At 64.2% G+C, this 18417-nt stretch carries 14 protein-coding genes; 11 read left to right on the forward strand and 3 right to left on the reverse strand.

The features are described from left to right. Window positions 1-40 precede the first annotated feature (40 nt). The 3 genes from SLT36_RS04955 to SLT36_RS04965 are packed head-to-tail and all read left to right on the forward strand — an operon-like array spanning window position 41 to window position 3792. Entirely contained in the window at window positions 41-1120 is a 1080-nt protein-coding gene (locus tag SLT36_RS04955; RefSeq protein WP_432286139.1) for a glycosyltransferase, read from the forward strand. Window positions 1121-1153: 33 nt separating this feature from the next. Beyond that, window positions 1154-2335: a glycosyltransferase gene (locus SLT36_RS04960; protein WP_432286140.1), complete on the forward strand. Its 1182-nt coding sequence runs from the start codon at window positions 1154-1156 to the stop codon at window positions 2333-2335. Further along, entirely contained in the window at window positions 2332-3792 is a 1461-nt protein-coding gene (locus tag SLT36_RS04965; RefSeq protein WP_432286141.1) for a lipopolysaccharide biosynthesis protein, read from the forward strand. The genes SLT36_RS04960 and SLT36_RS04965 overlap by 4 nt, the downstream gene beginning before the upstream one ends. Here the strand turns inward: SLT36_RS04965 and SLT36_RS04970 are convergent. Then, a complete protein-coding gene (locus tag SLT36_RS04970) occupies window positions 3694-5097 on the reverse strand; it encodes a polysaccharide pyruvyl transferase family protein (protein WP_432286142.1) in 1404 nt (467 codons plus the stop codon). The two genes, SLT36_RS04965 and SLT36_RS04970, sit on opposite strands and share 99 nt — an antisense overlap. Window positions 5098-5263: 166 nt before the next feature. On the opposite strand from SLT36_RS04970, the gene SLT36_RS04975 reads away from it, so the two are divergent. The 6 genes from SLT36_RS04975 (at window position 5264) to SLT36_RS05000 (ending at window position 12801) form a co-directional block, all read left to right on the forward strand. After that, the gene (locus SLT36_RS04975) at window positions 5264-6424 is read left to right on the forward strand and encodes a glycosyl transferase family 1 (protein WP_432286143.1); all 1161 of its coding nucleotides are present in this window, start codon (window positions 5264-5266) and stop codon (window positions 6422-6424) included. 29 nt (window positions 6425-6453) lie between these two features. Next, complete coding sequence (locus SLT36_RS04980; RefSeq protein WP_432286144.1) at window positions 6454-7440, forward strand: glycosyltransferase family 2 protein; 987 nt, start codon at window positions 6454-6456, stop codon at window positions 7438-7440. Then, a complete protein-coding gene (locus tag SLT36_RS04985) occupies window positions 7437-8366 on the forward strand; it encodes a glycosyltransferase (protein ID WP_432286145.1) in 930 nt (309 codons plus the stop codon). Before SLT36_RS04980 ends, SLT36_RS04985 begins: the two co-directional genes overlap by 4 nt. Then, on the forward strand, window positions 8356-9306 hold the full coding sequence (locus tag SLT36_RS04990) for a glycosyltransferase family 2 protein (RefSeq protein WP_432286146.1): 951 nt from the start codon (window positions 8356-8358) through the stop codon (window positions 9304-9306). Before SLT36_RS04985 ends, SLT36_RS04990 begins: the two co-directional genes overlap by 11 nt. Window positions 9307-9370: 64 nt before the next feature. Then, window positions 9371-10264 carry a UTP--glucose-1-phosphate uridylyltransferase gene (locus tag SLT36_RS04995; RefSeq protein WP_067956202.1) on the forward strand — a complete coding sequence of 298 codons (894 nt, stop codon included), beginning with the start codon at window positions 9371-9373 and terminating at the stop codon, window positions 10262-10264. Between the two features lie 152 nt (window positions 10265-10416). Continuing rightward, window positions 10417-12801, forward strand: a complete 2385-nt coding sequence (locus SLT36_RS05000) for a polysaccharide biosynthesis tyrosine autokinase (RefSeq protein ID WP_432286147.1) — start codon at window positions 10417-10419, stop codon at window positions 12799-12801. Here the strand turns inward: SLT36_RS05000 and SLT36_RS05005 are convergent. Beyond that, window positions 12798-13565 (reverse strand): metallophosphoesterase family protein, encoded by a 768-nt coding sequence (locus tag SLT36_RS05005; RefSeq protein WP_432288245.1) that lies wholly within the window; start codon window positions 13563-13565, stop codon window positions 12798-12800. The two genes, SLT36_RS05000 and SLT36_RS05005, sit on opposite strands and share 4 nt — an antisense overlap. Window positions 13566-13769: 204 nt before the next feature. Here SLT36_RS05005 and SLT36_RS05010 point away from each other — a divergent pair, with 204 nt between their 5' ends. Beyond that, window positions 13770-14852: a DNA topoisomerase IB gene (locus SLT36_RS05010; RefSeq protein ID WP_432286148.1), complete on the forward strand. Its 1083-nt coding sequence runs from the start codon at window positions 13770-13772 to the stop codon at window positions 14850-14852. Between the two features lie 11 nt (window positions 14853-14863). On the opposite strand, the gene SLT36_RS05015 is transcribed toward SLT36_RS05010, so the two are convergent. After that, complete coding sequence (locus tag SLT36_RS05015) at window positions 14864-16195, reverse strand: sensor histidine kinase (RefSeq protein WP_432286149.1); 1332 nt, start codon at window positions 16193-16195, stop codon at window positions 14864-14866. 232 nt (window positions 16196-16427) lie between these two features. Here SLT36_RS05015 and SLT36_RS05020 point away from each other — a divergent pair, with 232 nt between their 5' ends. Beyond that, on the forward strand, window positions 16428-18404 hold the full coding sequence (locus SLT36_RS05020) for an acyltransferase family protein (protein ID WP_432286150.1): 1977 nt from the start codon (window positions 16428-16430) through the stop codon (window positions 18402-18404). The last annotated feature ends 13 nt before the right edge of the window (window positions 18405-18417 follow it).

Genomic DNA, 18417 nt, shown 5'->3' on the forward strand with positions numbered 1-18417 from the left:
GGCGCGAGGCCGTCAACCAACTCGATATCGGAGCAGGGACATGAAGGTTCTGTTTGCAGGCGGCAACGGCTACACGCCCGAGTTCAGCGGCGGCGTTCAGTCGTCGACGCATCACCTGGTCGAGCAATTGCGCGCCCATGGCCACGAGGCCTCGGTGCTGGCCGCGCTGTTCGGCGACGGCATGTTCGGCTTCAAGGCGAGAGCCAAGATGAAGCTGACCGGACAACGCGCCGTCATCGACAGCTTCCCTGGCTATCCCGTGGTGCGGGCCTGGTTTCCATGGGAGGCCGCAGGCTTCGCCGTGGAGAAGCTGAAGCCCGACGTCGCCGTGGTCCAGTGCCACAAGTCGGTGCCGATCGGGAAAGCGCTGGAGGCCCAGGGCATTCCGCTGGTCGTCTATCTCCGGAATGTCGAATTCCACGAGCTTGGCGGCGATCTCAGCGAGTTGCGACAGGCGCGCTACATCGCCAATTCGGAATTCACCGCGCGCACCTATGGCCAGCGCTTCGGCATCGAATCGACGGTCATTCCGCCGACGATCAACCCTGCCCACTACGCCACGGAAACGTCAGGCGACTTCGTCACGCTGATCAATCCTTACGAGGAAAAGGGTTTTGAGCTTGCGGTGCGCATCGCCGGGCGCTGCCCCGACATTCCGTTCCTGTTCGTCGAAAGCTGGAAGCTGGCCGACGATCACCGCGTCCGTATCGAGCAGACGATTGCGCCGCTCGGCAATGTCCGGCTCGAAAGCCGAACCAGCAACATGAAGACGGTCTATGGCCGGACGAAGATCCTGCTCGCGCCGAGCAAATGGGAGGAGGCCTGGGGCCGTGTCGCTTCAGAGGCGCATTGCAGCGGCATTCCGGTCATCGGCTCGCGCCGCGGCGGCCTGCCGGAGGCGGTTGGCGAGGGCGGCGTGGTGCTCGACTACGATGCGCCGCTCGACGACTGGGTCGAAACCGTGCGTCGGCTCTGGCAGGACAAGGCCTGGTATGACCGTCAGTCAGCGGCCGCGCGCGCCTTTGCCGGACGCGCGCAACTCGACCCCGACGCGCAGTTCGCCACCTTCATGGGCGTGCTCGAGCAGGCCGTGACGCAGGGCCTGAACAAGGCTGCCTGAGGTGATGCCGTCAGGGTTCTGGAGAGCCGTTCGATGAGGGTCTGTTTCGTCGTCGACAAGTTCCCGTCGCTGTCCGAGACCTTCGTGCTCGACCAGATCGAGGGCTGCCTTGCGCGCGGCATCGAAGTCGGCGTCATCTGCAATGAGACGACCTTCGGCAAGGAGCGCAACATCGACGATCCGCGCTGGCGCAACCTGCCCGGTGGCGTCGCGCAATGGTGGGGTGCGCTCGGCCCGCTGCGCCCGTCGCTGCGCCGCTGGTCGGGCAAGCTTTGGGACAAGGCGTCGACGGCGCTCGACATTGCCTTTGCCGGCAAGCTCGAAAAATACGATGTCGTCGTAGCGCATTTCGGCAACAACGGCTTGCGGGTCGCAAGGGCGATGAAGCAGCGGCGGATATCGGCTCCCCTGGTGACGATCTTCCATGGCCATGATGTCGGCGCGCCGATGCATGACGGCTCGCTGTCGCGCTACGAGGTGGTGTTCCGCCAAGGCGCGCTGCAGCTGCCGGTCAACGGCTTCTTTCGCGATGCGCTGATCGAGGCCGGCGCGCGCGCCGACCGGGTTGCCGTGCACCATATGGGCGTCGATACCGAGGCGATCGGTTTTCGGGCCGGCGAGCGCCGGGATAGCAGGGTGGAGATGATCTCGGTCTGCCGGCTGACCGAGAAGAAGGGCATCGAGTTCGCGCTTCGCGCGCTCGGCGAGGTGCAGTCCGTCAGGCCCGATATCGACTGGTCCTACACGATCATCGGCGGCGGTGAATTGCTCGATCCCATGAAACAACTGGCTGCAAGTCTCGGCATTGCCGGGCGCGTCGCCTTTCGCGGGCCGTGTCCGCACAGCGAGGTCAAACAGCGGCTGGCCGAGGCGCATGTCTTCGTGCTGCCCAGCGTCAAAGCGGGCGACGGCGACCTCGAAGGTATCCCGGTGGCGCTGATGGAGGCTATGGCTGCGGGGTTGACCGTGGTCAGCACCTATCATTCCGGCATTCCCGAGCTGATCGAGGACGGCAGGACCGGGCTTCTGGCGCCCGAACGGGACGTCGGCGCGCTGGCGCAGAAGCTGATCTGGATCGCCGACAATCCCGGCTCCTGTGAACAGCTGGCACGCGCGGCGCGGCGCAAGGTCGAGGAGGATTTCGATTCCGGCCGGCTCAACGACGCTTTCGCCAATACGCTGTTCCGTCTTGCCGCCACGAAGGTTGCCGCATGACGGCGGAAACGCAGCAACTCGGGCGCATAGCGCTGCGCGGCGGCGCGCTGACGGCAGCGGCGCAGGCGATCAAGATCGGCATCCAGTTCGTCTCGGTGGTGGTGTTGGCCAGGATGCTGGCGCCGGAGGATTTCGGCCTCGTCGCCTCGGTAGGCCCGATCATCGCCTTTGTCGGGCTGTTCCAGAATCTCGGCCTGCAGCAGGCGGTTATCCAGCGCCCGGAAATCAGCCGTCAGCAGCTCAACCAGGTGTTCTGGATCAGCGCGCTGGCCGGGCTGATCTGCACCATCGTGATTGCCGCGCTGTCGCCGGCGGTGTCGGCATTTTATGCCGATGGCAGGATGACCGGCATCACGCTTGCCGCCGCCATGCCCTTGCTGCTCGGCAGTCTTGCCGCGCTGCCGCTGGCCTTGATGAACCGCAACCTGCAATTCGGCCAGCTGGCGATCAACGACGTTGCGACCGCCCTTGCCGGCCTGGGCGCGGCGATCGCTGCGGCCTATGCCGGGCTCGGCTACTGGTCGCTGGTGATCGGACCTGCGGCCGGTGCCGTGGTGACGCTTGCCGGTGCATGGTTGGCGACGCGCTGGAAACCGGGCAGGCCGAGCATCAAGGTGGAGCGCGAGATCCTGTCCTTCGGCGCCAATCTCACCGGCTTCAACCTCGTCAACTTCTTCTCGCGCAACCTCGACAACATCCTGATCGGCAAGTTTTCCGGTCCGGTCGAGCTCGGCTATTACGACCGCGCCTACAAGCTGCTTTTGTTTCCGCTGCAGAACATCAACCAGCCGCTGTCGCGGCTGATGGTGCCGCTGCTCAGCCGCGTCCAGGACGACAAGCCACGCTTTCGCGAGCTCTATCTGCGCACCAACTGGTTGCTTGCGTTCATCACCGTTCCCGGCATCGCCGCCCTGACGATTGCCGCCGAGCCGGTCGTTTCCATCCTGTTCGGCGAACGCTGGCTCGGCGTAGCGCCGATCTTCGCCTGGCTCGGCATTGCCGGCCTGATGCAGCCGGTGTCGAGCACGACGGGCTGGATCTTCATCTGCCAGGGCAAGACCGGCACGATGTTCCGCTGGGGCGTCTATTCGGCGCTGACGACGGTATTGTCATTCGCTGCCGGGCTGAAATGGGGTGCAGTCGGTGTCGCCGCTGCCTATGCCATCTCAGGCTACGCGCTCAGACTGCCAGTGCTGGCGGTGATGATCGGGCGAACCGGCCCGGTCACGGCGCTCGACTTCCTGATGGTGCAGGGGCTGTTGATCATCGCAGCGGCCATGACCTGGCTGACCTACGACTACCTGCCGGCTGCGCTGATCGCACAGTCCAACATCGTGGCGGCGATCACCGCGGCAGCCCTAAGCTACGCGGTGGCGCTCGCCTTCATGGTCGCCGTTCCGCAGTCGCGCCGCGCCCTCGTCGCGACGTGGAAGACCATCGCCCGTAACATCCGCTGACGCGTCCGCTAGCGCTGACGCATCCGCTAGCAGCGGCCGGACCAGATCGGCGGCCGACATGGCAGAGGCGTGTTCTTCCAGCACCGCTGCAAGGGTCGTTTCCCTGAGGCGGTCGAGATCGCCTGTGAAGGCCGCGAGCTTGTGGGCGGCCTCTTCAGGGGTCACGGAGTCGATGTCGAGCAGCAGCTCGGCGAGGCCGACGCGCTTGGCAAGTTCTCGGGTCTTGAATTCGTAGGCGATGGGCAGAACCGGCACGCCGACGCAGAGCGACATGATCATCATGTGCATGCGGGTGGCGACGACGAAGTCGAAGCCCTTGACCAGTTCCATCAACTGCTCGGGCGTGTGGAAGCCGGCGTCGACGTCGACATGGGCGGCGACATCGGCATCGAGTTCGGCAACGATCGCCCGTGCGGTTTTCGAATCGTCGTGTGCGTATTCCGGCACGCCCTGGCAGGTCGAGACGAAGGTCACCTGCTTGCCGTGGTTGCGTACCAGGGTGGTGGCGATATCACGGATCGAGGCCATATAGCGGTGCATGCCGTCGGCTCCGTCATTGACGTAGTTCCAGTGGCGTACCGAAATGCCGACCCGGCCGGTCTGCGCCGGCGGCGTGCCGGCCGAGAGCAGCGTTTCGATGCGCTTCTTGTCGGCGAGCGCAAACACCGAATCGGCGACGACATGGCATTTGCCGGGATCGTCGACGAGCCCGTCGAGATGGCCGTGCGAGCGTTTGTCGCGCAACAGGATCAACGGGCTGCGGTCGAAGGCCGGCTTCAGTTCACGGCGGTTGTAGTCCTTGTTGAAGGGGCCCAGCGACTGGGTGAAGAACACCGGGTCCTTGCCGAAGATCGCGTCGATGCGGAACTGGTTGAGACGGCGTTCGAGATTGTAGTTCTCGACCAGATAGGTGCCGCCTGTGGTGACCACGAGATCGGCCTGTCGGTACATGTCGAGGCTGTGACGGTCCCCGGCGCTGAACATCGTCTCGTCCAGGGCGCGGCTCTTGCCGTAGTGGCGCAGCGCACTCAGGGCGAGGCGGTTGTAGATCGGCTTGGCCAGGTTCTTCAGGCGGTTGTCATCATAGGGGTATTTGAAGATCGATTCCGACAGCAGCTTGCGGATCTCGATGTCGGGGTAGGCCTGACTCGGATAAAGCCGCGACGCGACCTCGGGCTGGCTGTCGAACACCTGGAAGCGCAACTCGCCGGGATAGGCCGCCTTGAGGATATGCCTGATGGCCAGCAGGATCGCCGCATCGCCGGTGTTCAGGCAGACGGTGTTTTCGACGATGACGGTCTTCATGGGCGCTGGCCTCCTAGGATTGGTCGCGTCGGGAAGATAAGTACAGGCTAACCGGGCCATTTTGCGGCGCAACAATAATTGAGGTGCGAGCAGTCAATAATTGTTGCGGCGCAGCAATGAGTGCACTAGCTTCGTCGTCGGTGGGCCAAACTGCGAGCGTGAATTCATGCTGCATGTTCTGTACCTGGTGCACGATGTTTCCGACCCGGCAGTCCGTCGACGGATCATCATGCTCAAGGCTGGTGGCGCGCGCGTTACGCTCGCTGGTTTCCGCCGGACGCAAGAACGCGAAGACGTCGAGGGCCTGACGCCGATCGACCTGGGTCACACCCGCGACGGGCGCTTTGCGCAGCGTCTGGGGGCGGTGGCGGTTGCTGCGACGCGCATCGGCGCTGCGCTGAGGGCGGTGGCTGCGCCCGACGTGATCGTTGCCCGCAATCTCGAAATGCTGGCGTTGGCGCAACGTGCCCGTTCGGCCCTCGGCGCCTCGATGCCTGTTGTCTACGAGTGCCTCGACATCCACCGGCTGGTGCTGCGCGAGGATTTTCTGGGCAAGGGCCTGCGCGGGGCCGAGCGCCTCTTCGGGCGCAATGTCGGCCTGCTGCTGACAAGCTCGCCGGCTTTCGTCAGGCATTATTTCGAACGGTACGGCCAGATCGATGCCCCCATCGAACTGGTCGAGAACAAGCTCCTCGAGCTGGAGCCGCGTATTGATTCGATGCCGTCGGCACTGGCTGATGAGCCCTGGACGATCGGCTGGTTCGGGGCGCTGCGCTGTCGCAAGTCGATCGAGCTTCTGGCCGCTTTCACCCGCAAGGCGGAGGGGCGGTTCGAGATCGTGCTGCGCGGCCGGCCGGCGCTTTCGGAGTTTCCTGATTTTCACGGTTTCGTCGAATCCGAGCCCCATTTGACGTTTAAAGGTGCTTACAGAAATCCCGAGGACATGGCCGACATCTATGCGCAGGTGCACTTTGCCTGGGCGATCGACTTCTTCGAGGAAGGTCAGAACTCGACATGGCTGTTGCCCAACCGGCTCTATGAAAGCTGCCGGTTCGGTAAGGTGCCGATCGCCATGGCCGGCACCGAGACGGCGCGCTTCCTCGAGCGCCTCGATATCGGGCTGATGCTGCCCGAGCCGTCGGCATCAGCTCTGGCGGAAGCGCTCTCGGGCATGACGAGCGAACGTTACGCCGCCTTGCGCGGTGAAGTGCTTGCCCGTGATCCGCGAAACTGGATCTGCGACCTGGCCGATTGCCGGGCGCTGGTGGCGAAGCTCGAACGGGTCGCCGCCCAAAACGGCGAAAGCCCCGGCGCCGTCGCCGCCTGACCTTCAACGCAATCAACACAAGCAGACGCATGACCGAAACGTCCTCCGCCATCATCATCATTCCGTGCCTCGACGAGGAGCGCCATATCGGCGGCCTTCTGGCCCAGCTGCGGCCCTCTGCCCGGCGGCTCGGCGCACTGATCATCGTCGCCGATGGCGGCAGCCGCGATGCGACCCGGACCATCGTTGCCGGCATTGCCGCCGAAGACGACAATGTCGTGCTGATCGACAATCCGGCGCGCATCCAGAGTGCGGCAGTGAACCTGGCCGTCGAACGCTTCGGTCGTGGCGTCGACTATCTGATCCGCATCGATGCTCATGGCGGCTATCCCGACGATTATTGCGACCGGCTGCTTGAGGAAGCGCTGGCGACGGGCGCCGATTCCCTCGTCGTTTCGATGCTGACCGAAGGCCGCGGCACCGTGCAGCAGGCGGCCGCGGCTGCGCAGAACTCGAAGCTCGGTACAGGTGGGTCGAAGCACAGGCATGGCTCGGCTGGGGAATGGGTCGATCACGGCCATCACGCCCTGATGCGCATCGCAGCGTTCAGCGATGTCGGCGGCTATGACGAGAGCTTCAGTCACAATGAGGATGCCGAGCTCGACCATCGTCTGCGCCAGGCCGGCTACCGCATCTGGATGAGCGGGCGCACCCGCATGACCTATTTTCCGCGTGCTTCACTTGGCGGCCTGTTCCACCAGTATCTCGGTTATGGCAGGGGGCGGGCGCGGAACGTGCTGAAACACCGCGTCATCCCCAGGCTCCGCCAGATGGTGCCGCTGATGGTGGCGCCGACGGCGCTGCTCGCAAGCCTCGCCGTCGTTCACTGGATCTTCGCCGTGCCTGTCCTCGTCTGGGCGGCGATCTGCCTGAGCTATGGCGCTGCCCTTGCCTTGCGGGCCGGCAAGCCGGGGCTAGCGCTCGCCGGCGTGTCGGCGATGGTGATGCATTTCGCCTGGTCGCTCGGCTTCTGGCTCCAACTCGTTGCCTTGCCGGCAAGAGGGCGCCCAGCATGACCGAAATGCCCAGCATCGACATCTGCGTCTGCACCTTCCGGCGGCGCGAACTGGCCGACACGTTGCAGTCGCTTGCGGCGATGGACCTACCCGCGGGGTATCGCATCGGCATCGTCGTCGCCGACAATGACGAGGTGCCCAGTGCTGCGGAACTGGTCTCCGTTCTGGCCGACGAGCTTTCCCTCGAGGTTCGCTACGTCCATTGCCCGGCGCGCAACATCTCGCTTGCCCGCAATGCTTGCCTGGATGCCAGCTCGGCCGATTTCGTCGCCTTCATCGACGATGACGAGAAGGCGACAGGCATGTGGCTGAAGCGGCTCGTCGAGACCGCGCAGGCGACCGGTGCCGAGGTGGTGCTCGGGCCGGTCAAGGCGCGTTATGGGACGGGAGCCCCGGGCTGGATGCAGGTCGGCGACTTTCACTCGACCTATCCGGTGTTCGTTCGGGGCGAGATCCGCACCGGCTACACCTGTAATGCCTTGCTCCGGATCGCTTCTCCCAGCATCGCCGGCCGCCGCTTCAGCCTGGAGCGCGGCCAGTCGGGCGGCGAGGACACCGAATTCTTCGACCAGGTGTTCGGTGCCGGTGGTCGCATAAGCTATGCCGCGGAGGCCTGGGTGGAGGAGCCGGTTCCGGCATCTCGCGCCTCGTTCGGCTGGCTGACGACGCGGCGTTTCCGTGTCGGGCAGACGCATGGTCGCCTGCTTGGCGCCAAGCGGAGTGGCGTTGGTCGCTTCGGTGAGCTCGTACGGGCCTCGGCCAAGGCCGGCTACTGCTTTGCTGCGGCGGGGCTGACCGCGCTGCAGCCGGTCAGCCGCAACCGCAGCCTGCTTCGTGGCGTGATGCATTTGGGCGTGCTGAGCGGGCTGGCCGGCGCACGTGAACTACGCCTCTACGGCAATGAGGGAGGCCAGGATGCAGCCTGACGTCAGCTTCGTCATCGCCGCCTACAATGCCGAGGCAACGCTCGGCCGCGCCATTGACAGCGCGCTGGCACAGCAAGGCGTCACCGTCGAGGTGATCGTCGTCGACGACTGCTCATCCGATGCGACGATTGCGCTTGCACGGGCCTATGCCGATCCGCGTGTGCGGGTCGTGGCGCTGGAGAAAAATCGCGGCCCAGGTGGAGCGCGCAACGCTGGCCTCGATGCGGCGCTGGGGCGCTGGGTCGCCGTGCTCGATTCGGACGATGCCGTCCTGCCCGACAGGCTTTCGGCAATGATCGGCAGGGCTGATGCTGGCTCTGCGGCGATAGCGGTCGACAACATCGTGGTTGTCCACGACGACGGCAGGCCAAGCGAAGTAATGTTCGCCGAAAGCTATCTCGAAAAACTCGGTAATCTGACGCTGGCGGACTTCATCGGCAGCAATGTCGTCTTCGAGGCGACGTTCAATTTTGGTTACATGAAGCCGATATTCTTGCGTGAATATCTCGAGACAAATGAGCTCCGTTACGACGAGAATTTGCGCATCGGAGAGGACTATATCCTGCTCGCCAGCGCGCTCGCGCGGGGCGGCGGCTGCATCGTCGAACCCGCTGTAGGCTATGCCTATCACGTCCGAAACGGCTCCATTTCAAGGGTTCTGGAGCTTCATCACGTCGAGGCGATGCAGCGGGCGGATGCCACGTTCGAGGCGGCTTACTGGCTCGACGGAGAGGCGAAAAAGGCGTTCACGCGCCGTGCCCGGAGCCTCTCCCGGGCTGCCTCATTCCTGTCACTGGTTACGCACATCAAGCAGCGGTCGCCGCTCAAGGCGGTACGGACCGCACTGGGGGACCCGGCGGCGGTTCGACATTTGCGGATGCCTATAGAGGTCCGGCTGCGCCGGCTTGCCAGGCAGTTCGCATACCGGTCCGGCACATGATGCGCGTGCCCGGAGCGGCCAAGAACAAGACGAGGAGAGTTACATGAGCGAGAGGATTGGCACGATGAAGAAAGTCAGGAAAGCGGTGATCCCGGTGGCGGGTCTCGGCACGCGGTTCCTTCCCGCGACCAAGTCGATGCCCAAGGAGATGCTGCCCGTGGTCGACAGGCCGGTGGTGCAGTATGCCGTCGACGAGGCGCTGGAGGCCGGCATCGAGCATATCGTCTTTGTCACCGGCCGCAACAAGGCTGTCATCGAGGACTATTTCGACCTTCACCCCGAACTCGTCGGCACGCTCGAACAGGCCGGCAAGGTCGACCAGATCAGGTCGCTGGAGAGCCTGCTGCCTGTGCCCGGCGCCACCAGCTTCACCCGCCAGCAGGCGCCGCACGGCCTCGGTCACGCCGTCTGGTGCGCCCGCGACATCATCGGCGACGAGCCCTTCGCGCTGTTGCTGCCCGACATGGTGTCGTTCGGCAAGCGCGGCTGCTTGGCCGAGATCATGGATCTGCATGCCGTGTCAGGCGGCAACGTCATTGCCGTCGAGCAGTGCGATCCGAGTGAAACGAACAAGTATGGCATCGTCGGCAAAGGCCCCGATGTCGGTTCGGGCTTCGAGGTGACGGCGATGGTCGAAAAGCCGGCACCGGCCCAGGCGCCGTCGAATTTCTACATCAACGGCCGCTACATCCTGCAACCGGAAATCTTCAACCTTTTGGGCACGCAGAAGCGTGGCGCCGGCGGTGAGATCCAGCTGACCGACGCAATGGTGCGCCTTGCCGCGAGCCAGGCCTTCTTCGCCCGGCCATTCAATGGCCGGATGTTCGACTGCGGCTCCAAGGAAGGGTTCATCCAGGCCAATGTCGCCTTTGCCCTGAAGCGGGCCGACATCCGCGATTCCGTGCTCGATGCCATCCGCGAGATGGTCGCCGAGCAGGATCACGTCGTCGCGGCCTGATATGATCGGTTCGTCTCGGCGGCTGGAATGGCCGCCGCGACGGTGTTCGAAAAGAGCCGTGCCTGTCGGGCACGGCAAATTGCGTAGCTGAAGTCGGCTTCGCCAGAACCCAGCGAGCAGCGGCCGCTGCTCAGGCAAGAACTGGAACGCAGATGAACTACGCCAGCTTTCCCTTCGGCAACCGCCTTGCCGCGTCTCGCGAGGACGCGCGCGAGGGGAGCGACTTCATCGACCTCGAACGCCTGCTGGCGATGGCCAAGCGTCAGGCCAAGGTGGTCGGCGTCGGCGCCGTTATCGGCCTGCTGCTCGGGCTTGTCTATCTGCAGACGACGCCACCGACCTTCACGGCGTCGACCCGCGTGCTGATCGACGAGGGCATGAACAAGATGGTCGACGAGGTGTCGGCGACGCCTGTCAACATGCAGACCGATGCGGCGATCCTGTCCCAGATCGAGATTATCAAGTCGGCGCGGCTGGCTGCCGTGGTGGTCGAGAAGCAGAAGCTCGACCAGAACGCCAGCTTCATGCAGCCGCCGCAATCGCTGCTGTCGACGCTTGTCGGCTACGCTCGCGGCTTCCTGCAGGTTTTCCGTTCCGCGCCCGAGATCGCCGGCGGCGCCGAACTTACCGATGCGCAACGCAAGGCGATGGCCGACGCCGCCCGCAAGGAGCAGGCGGTGGCGATGCTGCAGAACAACATCATGGCCGAGCGCTCCGGCCGCAGCTATGTCATTTCCATGGCCTACCGCGCGCATGATCCGCAGCTGGCGGCTGCGATCACCAAAGCCTATGCCGATGCCTTCGTCGCCGACCAATTGGATGCCAGCTTCGACGCCACCGAAAAGGCGGCCGTCTGGCTGCAAGGCCGGCTGGAGGAACTGCGCACGAGTTCGCAGAAGGCCGCGCTCGAGGTGGAAAAATTCCGCGCCGAGAACGGCCTTGCGGCGGCGCGCGGCGAAACCATCGCCGAGCAGCAGCTTTCCGATCTCAACGCCCAGCTGATCCTCGCACAGGCCGATACCGCCAAGGCGCGGGCGCGCTACGAACAATACCGCACCATCGTCGAGAGCGGGCCGGAAGCGGCGGTCGGCAACTCAACCCTGTCGGCGGCCGAGGCAGGCAATCCGCTGATCTCCGAGCTCAAGAAGCGCCATTCCGGCGTGTCGAAGCGCGAGCAGGAGATTTCGGCCGGCTTCGGTCCCAATCACCCTCAGGCGGTGGCGCTGCGCAAGGAACAGAGCGACCTCGCCAACCAGATTTTCCGCGAGCTGAGCCAGCTTTCCGAAACCTATCGCAACGAATTCGAGGTGGCGCAGTCGCGCGAGACCGCGCTCCGCAACTCCGTCTCGGAGGCGACTGGCCAGAACTCCAGCGCCAACCAGGCGCAGGTGCGGCTGCGCGAACTGCAGCAACAGGCGACGGCACTCAGCACGCTCTACCAGACCTTCCTGTCGCGCTACGAGGAGGCGTCGCAGCAGCGCTCCTTCCCGATCGCCAAGGTCCGGGTGATTTCGGAAGCAACGATGCCGCGCGGCCCGTCGAGCCCGCGGACCTCGATGGTGTTTGGCCTGGCGCTGGTGCTCGGCGTCGTCCTGGGTGCTGCCTTCGGCGCACTCAACGAATTCAACGAGCGCTTCTTCCGCACCGCGGAGGACGTGCGCGAAAGGCTGGGCGTCAAGTTCCTCGGCTATCTGCCACTCATCGCCTCGAACGAGGACAGGAAGGACGCCGGGAAGACGGGCAATATGGGCACGCCGCCGCCGTCGCGCGCGGCGGAGCTTATGAAACGCCGGGCCAGGATGCGCATCGCGGTCGACCAGCCGGCGTCGATGTTCGCGGAAACGCTGCGCAGCACCAAGATCGCCGGCGACGTCGTGCTGCAGGACATCGGCAGCAAGGTGATCGGTGTCATCTCGATGCTGCCGGGCGAGGGCAAGTCGACGGTCGCCGCCAATCTGGCCGGCCTGATCGCCAGCAATGGCGCACGGACGCTGTTGATCGACGCCGACCTGCGCAATCCAGGCCTCAGCCGCAGCCTCGGCATCGATGCCGAGCAAGGGCTGGTGGAAGCCGTGGTCAACGACCAGGGCTGGCAGTCGGTGGTGAAGGTCGACCGCCAGAGCAAGATGGCGATCGTGCCTGCGGTGGTGCGCGGCCGCTTTTCGCATACCAGTGAACTGCTGTCATCGGCCGGAATGCGGCGCTTCATCGACGACGCCAAGGCGACGTTCGACTACATCATCGTCGACCTGCCGCCACTTGGGCCGGTCGTCGACGCCAAGGCGTTCGCCCCGCTGGCCGACGGCTTCGTGCTGGTGGCGGAATGGGGCGCCACGCCGCGCCCGCTGGTCCGCTCCGGGCTCGGCGCCGAGCCGCAGATCGCCAGCAAGGTGCTCGGCCTGGTGCTCAACAAGGTCGACTTGAAGAAACTGCCGCGCTACGGCGCCTATGGCGGCTCGGAGCAGTTCCTGGAACGCTATTCCAGCTACTACATCGACACGAGCGAAACCAAAGCCAGGGCCAAGGTCGCGAGCTAGGAGAAAAACAGCCTGCCGCCTTTGCCTGATATGCGCACCGCCGTCAGCCGACCGGTCTTGAAGGCACCGGTGTCGATGTCCAGCCGGCGGCCGTCGATGCGCGGATGGTCAACCGGCGTGTGGCCATGCACGACCCAGCGGTCGAGCCGGCGCGACGCCTCGAAGAACTCCTCCCTGATGTAGAGCAGGTCGTCGTCTTCCTGGTCGAGCAGCGGCACGCCGGGCCGGATGCCGGCATGAACGAACACGAAGCGTTCGGAATAGGCCATGATCGGCAGGTCGCGCATGAAGGCGATGTGTTCCGGCGGGATGGTTGCGCGAATATGGTCGTCGAGCCTGTTGCCGCCGCCATAGAGTTCGCCGAGATGCTCGGCGTCGATGCCGTAGGAGAACAGCGTGCTGCGTGCACCCGTGGACAGCCACCGAGCCAGTGACAGCTTGCCGTCGAGATAGTCGAGCGTCTGGGTCTCGTGGTTGCCCATCAGGCAGAGACGCTCGAAGCCTGGTGGCGGCGGGGCTATGAGGTGATCGATCACCTGTGCCGAATCGGGGCCACGGTCTATATAGTCGCCAAGCATGATGATCAGCTTGCGGCCGGGCAGGATGGCCGCGTCGGCAACGACCTTGTCCTCGAGCGTGCGCAGTTCGCGATAGCAGCCATGGACGTCGCCGATTGCATAGACGACCGTTCCGAACAGGTCGATCTCGATGCGCCGGCGCCCGGGTGACTGTCCTTGCGAACGGAAATTCAGAAAGCTGACCAGCCTGTCGCCTCGCTAAAATTGTCGGGTCGCGTCCCGACGCCGGGCACGTCAGTGCCTGAGATTCACAGTGCGCGGCGGGCGTTTCCGTTTCCTGAACGTAGCCGTTGGCACGCTTGATTTGAACCAGGATGTCATTGCAAGCAACAGCGTGCCGGAACCCATGAGCTGCATCCGAGTTAGCGCTGATCCCGAGGGATCGCACCGATGCGGAAAGACACCGAGCAGTCCCGGCGCGTGCCGGACGAAAATGCCGAGGCCGCGCATAACGCATCTCTGGCTTATGTCAGCGACGACGAGCCCGGCATATCAAGGAAAAGGGCAGGCATGCGCTTTCTCTACGAAGCGGCCAATGGCGGAAAGGTCGCCAGCAAGGCGGTTCTTGCACGCATCGATGCGCTTGCCATTCCTCCGGCATGGACTGACGTGTGGATTTGCGCCGAAAGCAACGGTCATATCCAGGCGACGGGACGCGACCAGCGTGGCCGAAAGCAATATCGCTACCATCCCGACTGGTCGGAAAAGCGTGACGAGCTCAAATTCTCGAGCCTGGCCGAATTTGCACGCGCGCTGCCGCTGCTGCGCCGCCGGATCGACAAGGATTTGCGGCTGCGCGGAATGGTGCGCGAGCGGGTCGTCGCAGCGGTGGTATGGCTGCTGGACAATACAATGATCCGGGTGGGTGGCGCCGCCTATGCCAGGGAGAATGGCAGCTTCGGGCTGACGACGCTACGCAACCGCCATGTCGACATCGAAGGTTCGACGCTCAGATTCGCCTTCAAGGGCAAATCGGGAAAAGAATGGCGTTTGCGGCTGGTCGACAGGCGTATGGCAAAGATCGTGCGCAGCATCCAGGAACTGCCCGGCCAGACCCTGTTTCAATATCTCGACGACAATGGTGCGCGGGCGCCGATATCGTCCCAGGACGTCAATGACTACATTCGAGCTGCGGCGGGCGCAGCTTTCAGCTCCAAGCATTTCCGCACCTGGGGCGGAACCGTGCGCGCGATGGCGCTGTTTTCCAGAACGCCGGTGCCCGAGCGGGCGGAAGCGAGGGCGCAGGCATGCAACAAAGTCATTGACGACGTTGCCAGGCACCTCGGCAACACGCGGGCCGTCTGCCGAAAAGGTTACATTCATCCGGAAGTGATGTTGGCATGGTCGGAAGGGCGGTTGTCCGACGAGCTGGCTGCGTCCCGCCCCAAGGCCAGCTCGCAGCTTGACGTCGACGAGCGCATCACTCTTGCCTGGCTTTCGCGGCAAGAGAAGCGAAGCCGACGGCAGAGATGAAGCTACTGCCGTCAGGGAGCGGGCGTCCTGACCAGATCGAGCGGCGCGTCGAGCGTCCAGGTAACGCCATCCGGCTGGAAGCTGAGATGGCCGACGCCGTTCAACGCCAAAGGCGCGACGCGCTCGAGGACGATCCGCCCAAAGCCCTTGCGGGACGCTTTTTCGACTGTCGGTCCGTTGGTTTCCTTCCAACTCAGGCGAAAGCGATCCGTTGCAGTCCAACCGATTTCGACAGTCCCGAGGTCGGACGACAATGCGCCATGCTTGGCCGAGTTGGTGGCAAGCTCGTGGAAGGCCATGCCGAGGTTCTGGACCGCCATCGTCGACAGCAGGACCGGCTCGCCCAATATGCTGATGCGGCGCTCGGCGGCAAACGGCCGGATCTGGTTGCAGACCAGTTCGGCGAGATCGGCGCCGCGCCAGTCGCCGTCGACAAGCAGGTCCTGGGATTGCGACAGCGCCATGATCCGGTTGCGGATCTGGGTGTCGAATTCGGCGATCGTCGTTGCGTGCTTGCCCGTCTCGCGGATCATCGACAGGATGACGGCGAACTGGTTCTTCACCCTGTGGTTGACCTCGCGCATGAGCATGCGGATGCGGCTCTCGCTTTCCTTGCGCTCGGTGATGTCTCTGGCGATCTTCGAGGCGCCGATGACCTTGCCGGCGCCGTTCAGCACCGGCGATACGGTGAGCGAAATGAAGACAAGGCTGCCGTCCTTGCGTTTCCTGATCGTGTCGAAGTGGTCGACGCGCTGGCCGCTGCGGACCTTGCCGAGGATGACGTCCTCTTCGTCCTGCCTGTCATCTGGGATCAGCATGCGGACGTGCTTGCCGATGGCTTCATCGGCGCTGTAGCCGAAAAGCCTGGTGGCGCCGGCGTTCCAACTCTGGATGACGCCGCATAGGTCCTTGCTGACGATGGCGTCGTCGGAAGATTCGACGATCGAGGCGAGGCGCTGGGTTTGTATTTCGGCCTGCTTCTGGGCCGAGATGTCGACCAAAAGGTTGATGGCACCCGTTATCGCGCCGGTTTCGTCTCGTATCGGCGCGGGGAAGGCAAGGAACGGCACCAGCGTGCCATCGGGGCGCTCGGCCATGGCCTCGGCGTTGCGGATCGCCCGGCCTTCCCTCAGCGCCAAGGCCATCGAGCAATCGCCATGCGCCAGCGGCTCGCCCTCCGCCGTCCTGAGCCGCCAAGAGCCGCACCACTCGTCCTTGCCGATTTCGGGCCGGTGACCCCAGAGTTCTGCGGCGGCTTCATTGAAAAAGGTGATCCGCCCGCTGGCATCGGTCGTATAGACCGCAGCCGGCAGCCCGCCGAGCAAAGTCTCGCGATTCGTCATCTGGCCGCCCTGGTTCCGTAGGGCATTAACGACCAATGCCCGCATGAGTTCCGTTCATACAGAAATCGACGCTCGAAGGCGCGGAAATGAGCCCGTTTCTCCCAGGTAAGGTGTTCGGAAAGGCGGCTTTCATGTTGCGTTGCAACATAGTTTGAATTGTGCCCGCGGGCGTGGTCGCCCAACCTGCAGTCATGTCCAGCACGCACATCACAGCACACGTTGCAGCAAAGACATGACGGCACCTGTTACCACCTTCCGCCCCGACATCGAGGGCCTGCGTGCCATCGCCGTCGGCGGCGTGATCGCCTTTCACTTCGGCATGTCGGACCTGCCGGGCGGCTTCATCGGCGTCGATATCTTCTTCGTCATCTCGGGCTATCTGATCACCCGCCATCTGATGCAGGAGATCGGCCGCAGCGGGACCGTCGACCTCTGGCGCTTCTATGGGCGTCGCGCCCGACGGCTGTTGCCGGCATCGCTTTTGGTGATCGCCAGCACGCTTGCCGCCGGCTATTTCATCCTCGCGCCGTCCGAGCAGCAGCTTTACGCCAAGGGTGCGCTGTTTGCGTCGAGCTACGTCATCAATCTCTGGCTGCTGCGCTGGTCGTTCGATTATTTCGCCGCCGACACGGCCAGCAACCCGTTTCTGCATTTCTGGTCGTTGTCGGTCGAGGAGCAGTTCTATCTGCTTTGGCCGGCATTCCTGCTGTTGGTCGCGTGGTTCCGGCCGGGGGCAAGGAGTATCGCGCTCATCCTCGGCGTGATTGCACTGGTGTCGTTCGGCGTGAGCGCCTGGATGACCTCGGAGTCGCAGCCCTGGGCCTTCTATTTCTCGCCGCTGCGGGCCTGGGAATTTGCTGTGGGCGGTCTCGTCTCGCTTGTTGTGGCGGAACGCTGGGCATCGGGTTTTCGTTTCTCGCCTGTCATGGGCTGGACTGGTATCGCATTGATCGTCGTCGCCTATCTCAGCGTCTCGGAGACCGATCCGTTCCCCGGCTTCATCGCGTTGCTGCCGGTCGCGGGAACGGCGATGCTGCTGCTGTCAGGCGCCCGCAAGAGTGCTGTCGGGCCGGCAAGCCTGCTGTCGCTGCCGCCGTTCCAATGGACCGGCAAGCTGTCCTATTCGCTGTATCTCTGGCACTGGCCCGTCATCGTCTATGCGACGATCCTGTGGCCTGACCTTACGCTTGCCGGCAGGCTTGCCTGCCTGGCGGTGACGGCCGGCCTGTCCTTCCTCAGTTATCGGTATGTCGAGAATCCTGTTCGCTCCAATGGCTGGCTTTCGGCCGGTTCGCTGCGCTCGCTGGGTTTGGCGGCGCTGCTGACCTCGCTCGGCGTGACATTGTCCTATGGCGCAGCTCAGATTGCTGCGCGAAGTGTCGGCCCGGAGCAGATGTTGATCGCAGACAGTGCTGCACGTTCGTCGTCGGCGCGCCAGATAGACAGCGCCTGCGTTGCCAGCCTCGAGCAGACCAAGCCGCGCAGCTGCAGTCTGGGTGCATCGAAGCCGCAAAAGACGATCGTGCTGTTCGGCGATTCGCATGCCGACCACTGGTCGACGCCGCTGGCAAAGATTGCCGAGACCAACAACTGGCGGCTGGTGACCTATCTGAAATCGTCCTGCTCGGTGGCGGCGGTGCCGACATGGAACGTGCGCTTGATGCGGGCCTATTCCGAATGCGATGCGTGGCGGCAGACGGCAATGAAGGAGATCGCCAGCCTCAAGCCCGATGCGGTGATCGTTTCGCAGTTTTCCTACAGCTACGTCGAAAACGACGTCAATGGCGGGCTGGAGCATCTGGTCAGCCGCGACGTCTGGGCGGGTGGCCTGAGGGCATCGCTTGCGGCGCTTCGCAAGACCGGCGCCGAGGTTGTGCTGCTCAGGGATGTTCCCGTTCACAAGTCATATCTCGACCGTTGTGTCGCCCGTTCGTTGTGGCAGGGCAGGAGCAGCACCGTCTGCGACACGCCGCGACGGGAAGCGATCGACGAACGGGTGTCGAAGACTGAACAAGTGGCGAGCGCCGGGCTTGATGGCGTCCGCTATGTCGACCTGACCGAGCTGTTCTGCAACGACACGACCTGCCCGGCGATGATCGGCGGCAAGCTGACCTTCCGCGACCGCCACCACATCGCCACGCCTTTTGCGGCGACCCTTGCCGGTTCGATGCAGCGCGCGATCTTCGGCAACCAGGTGGCGGCGCGCTGACCGTGTGGCCGGA

Source organism: Aminobacter sp. BA135, from assembly GCF_050859125.1.
Classification (GTDB): domain Bacteria; phylum Pseudomonadota; class Alphaproteobacteria; order Rhizobiales; family Rhizobiaceae; genus Aminobacter; species Aminobacter ciceronei.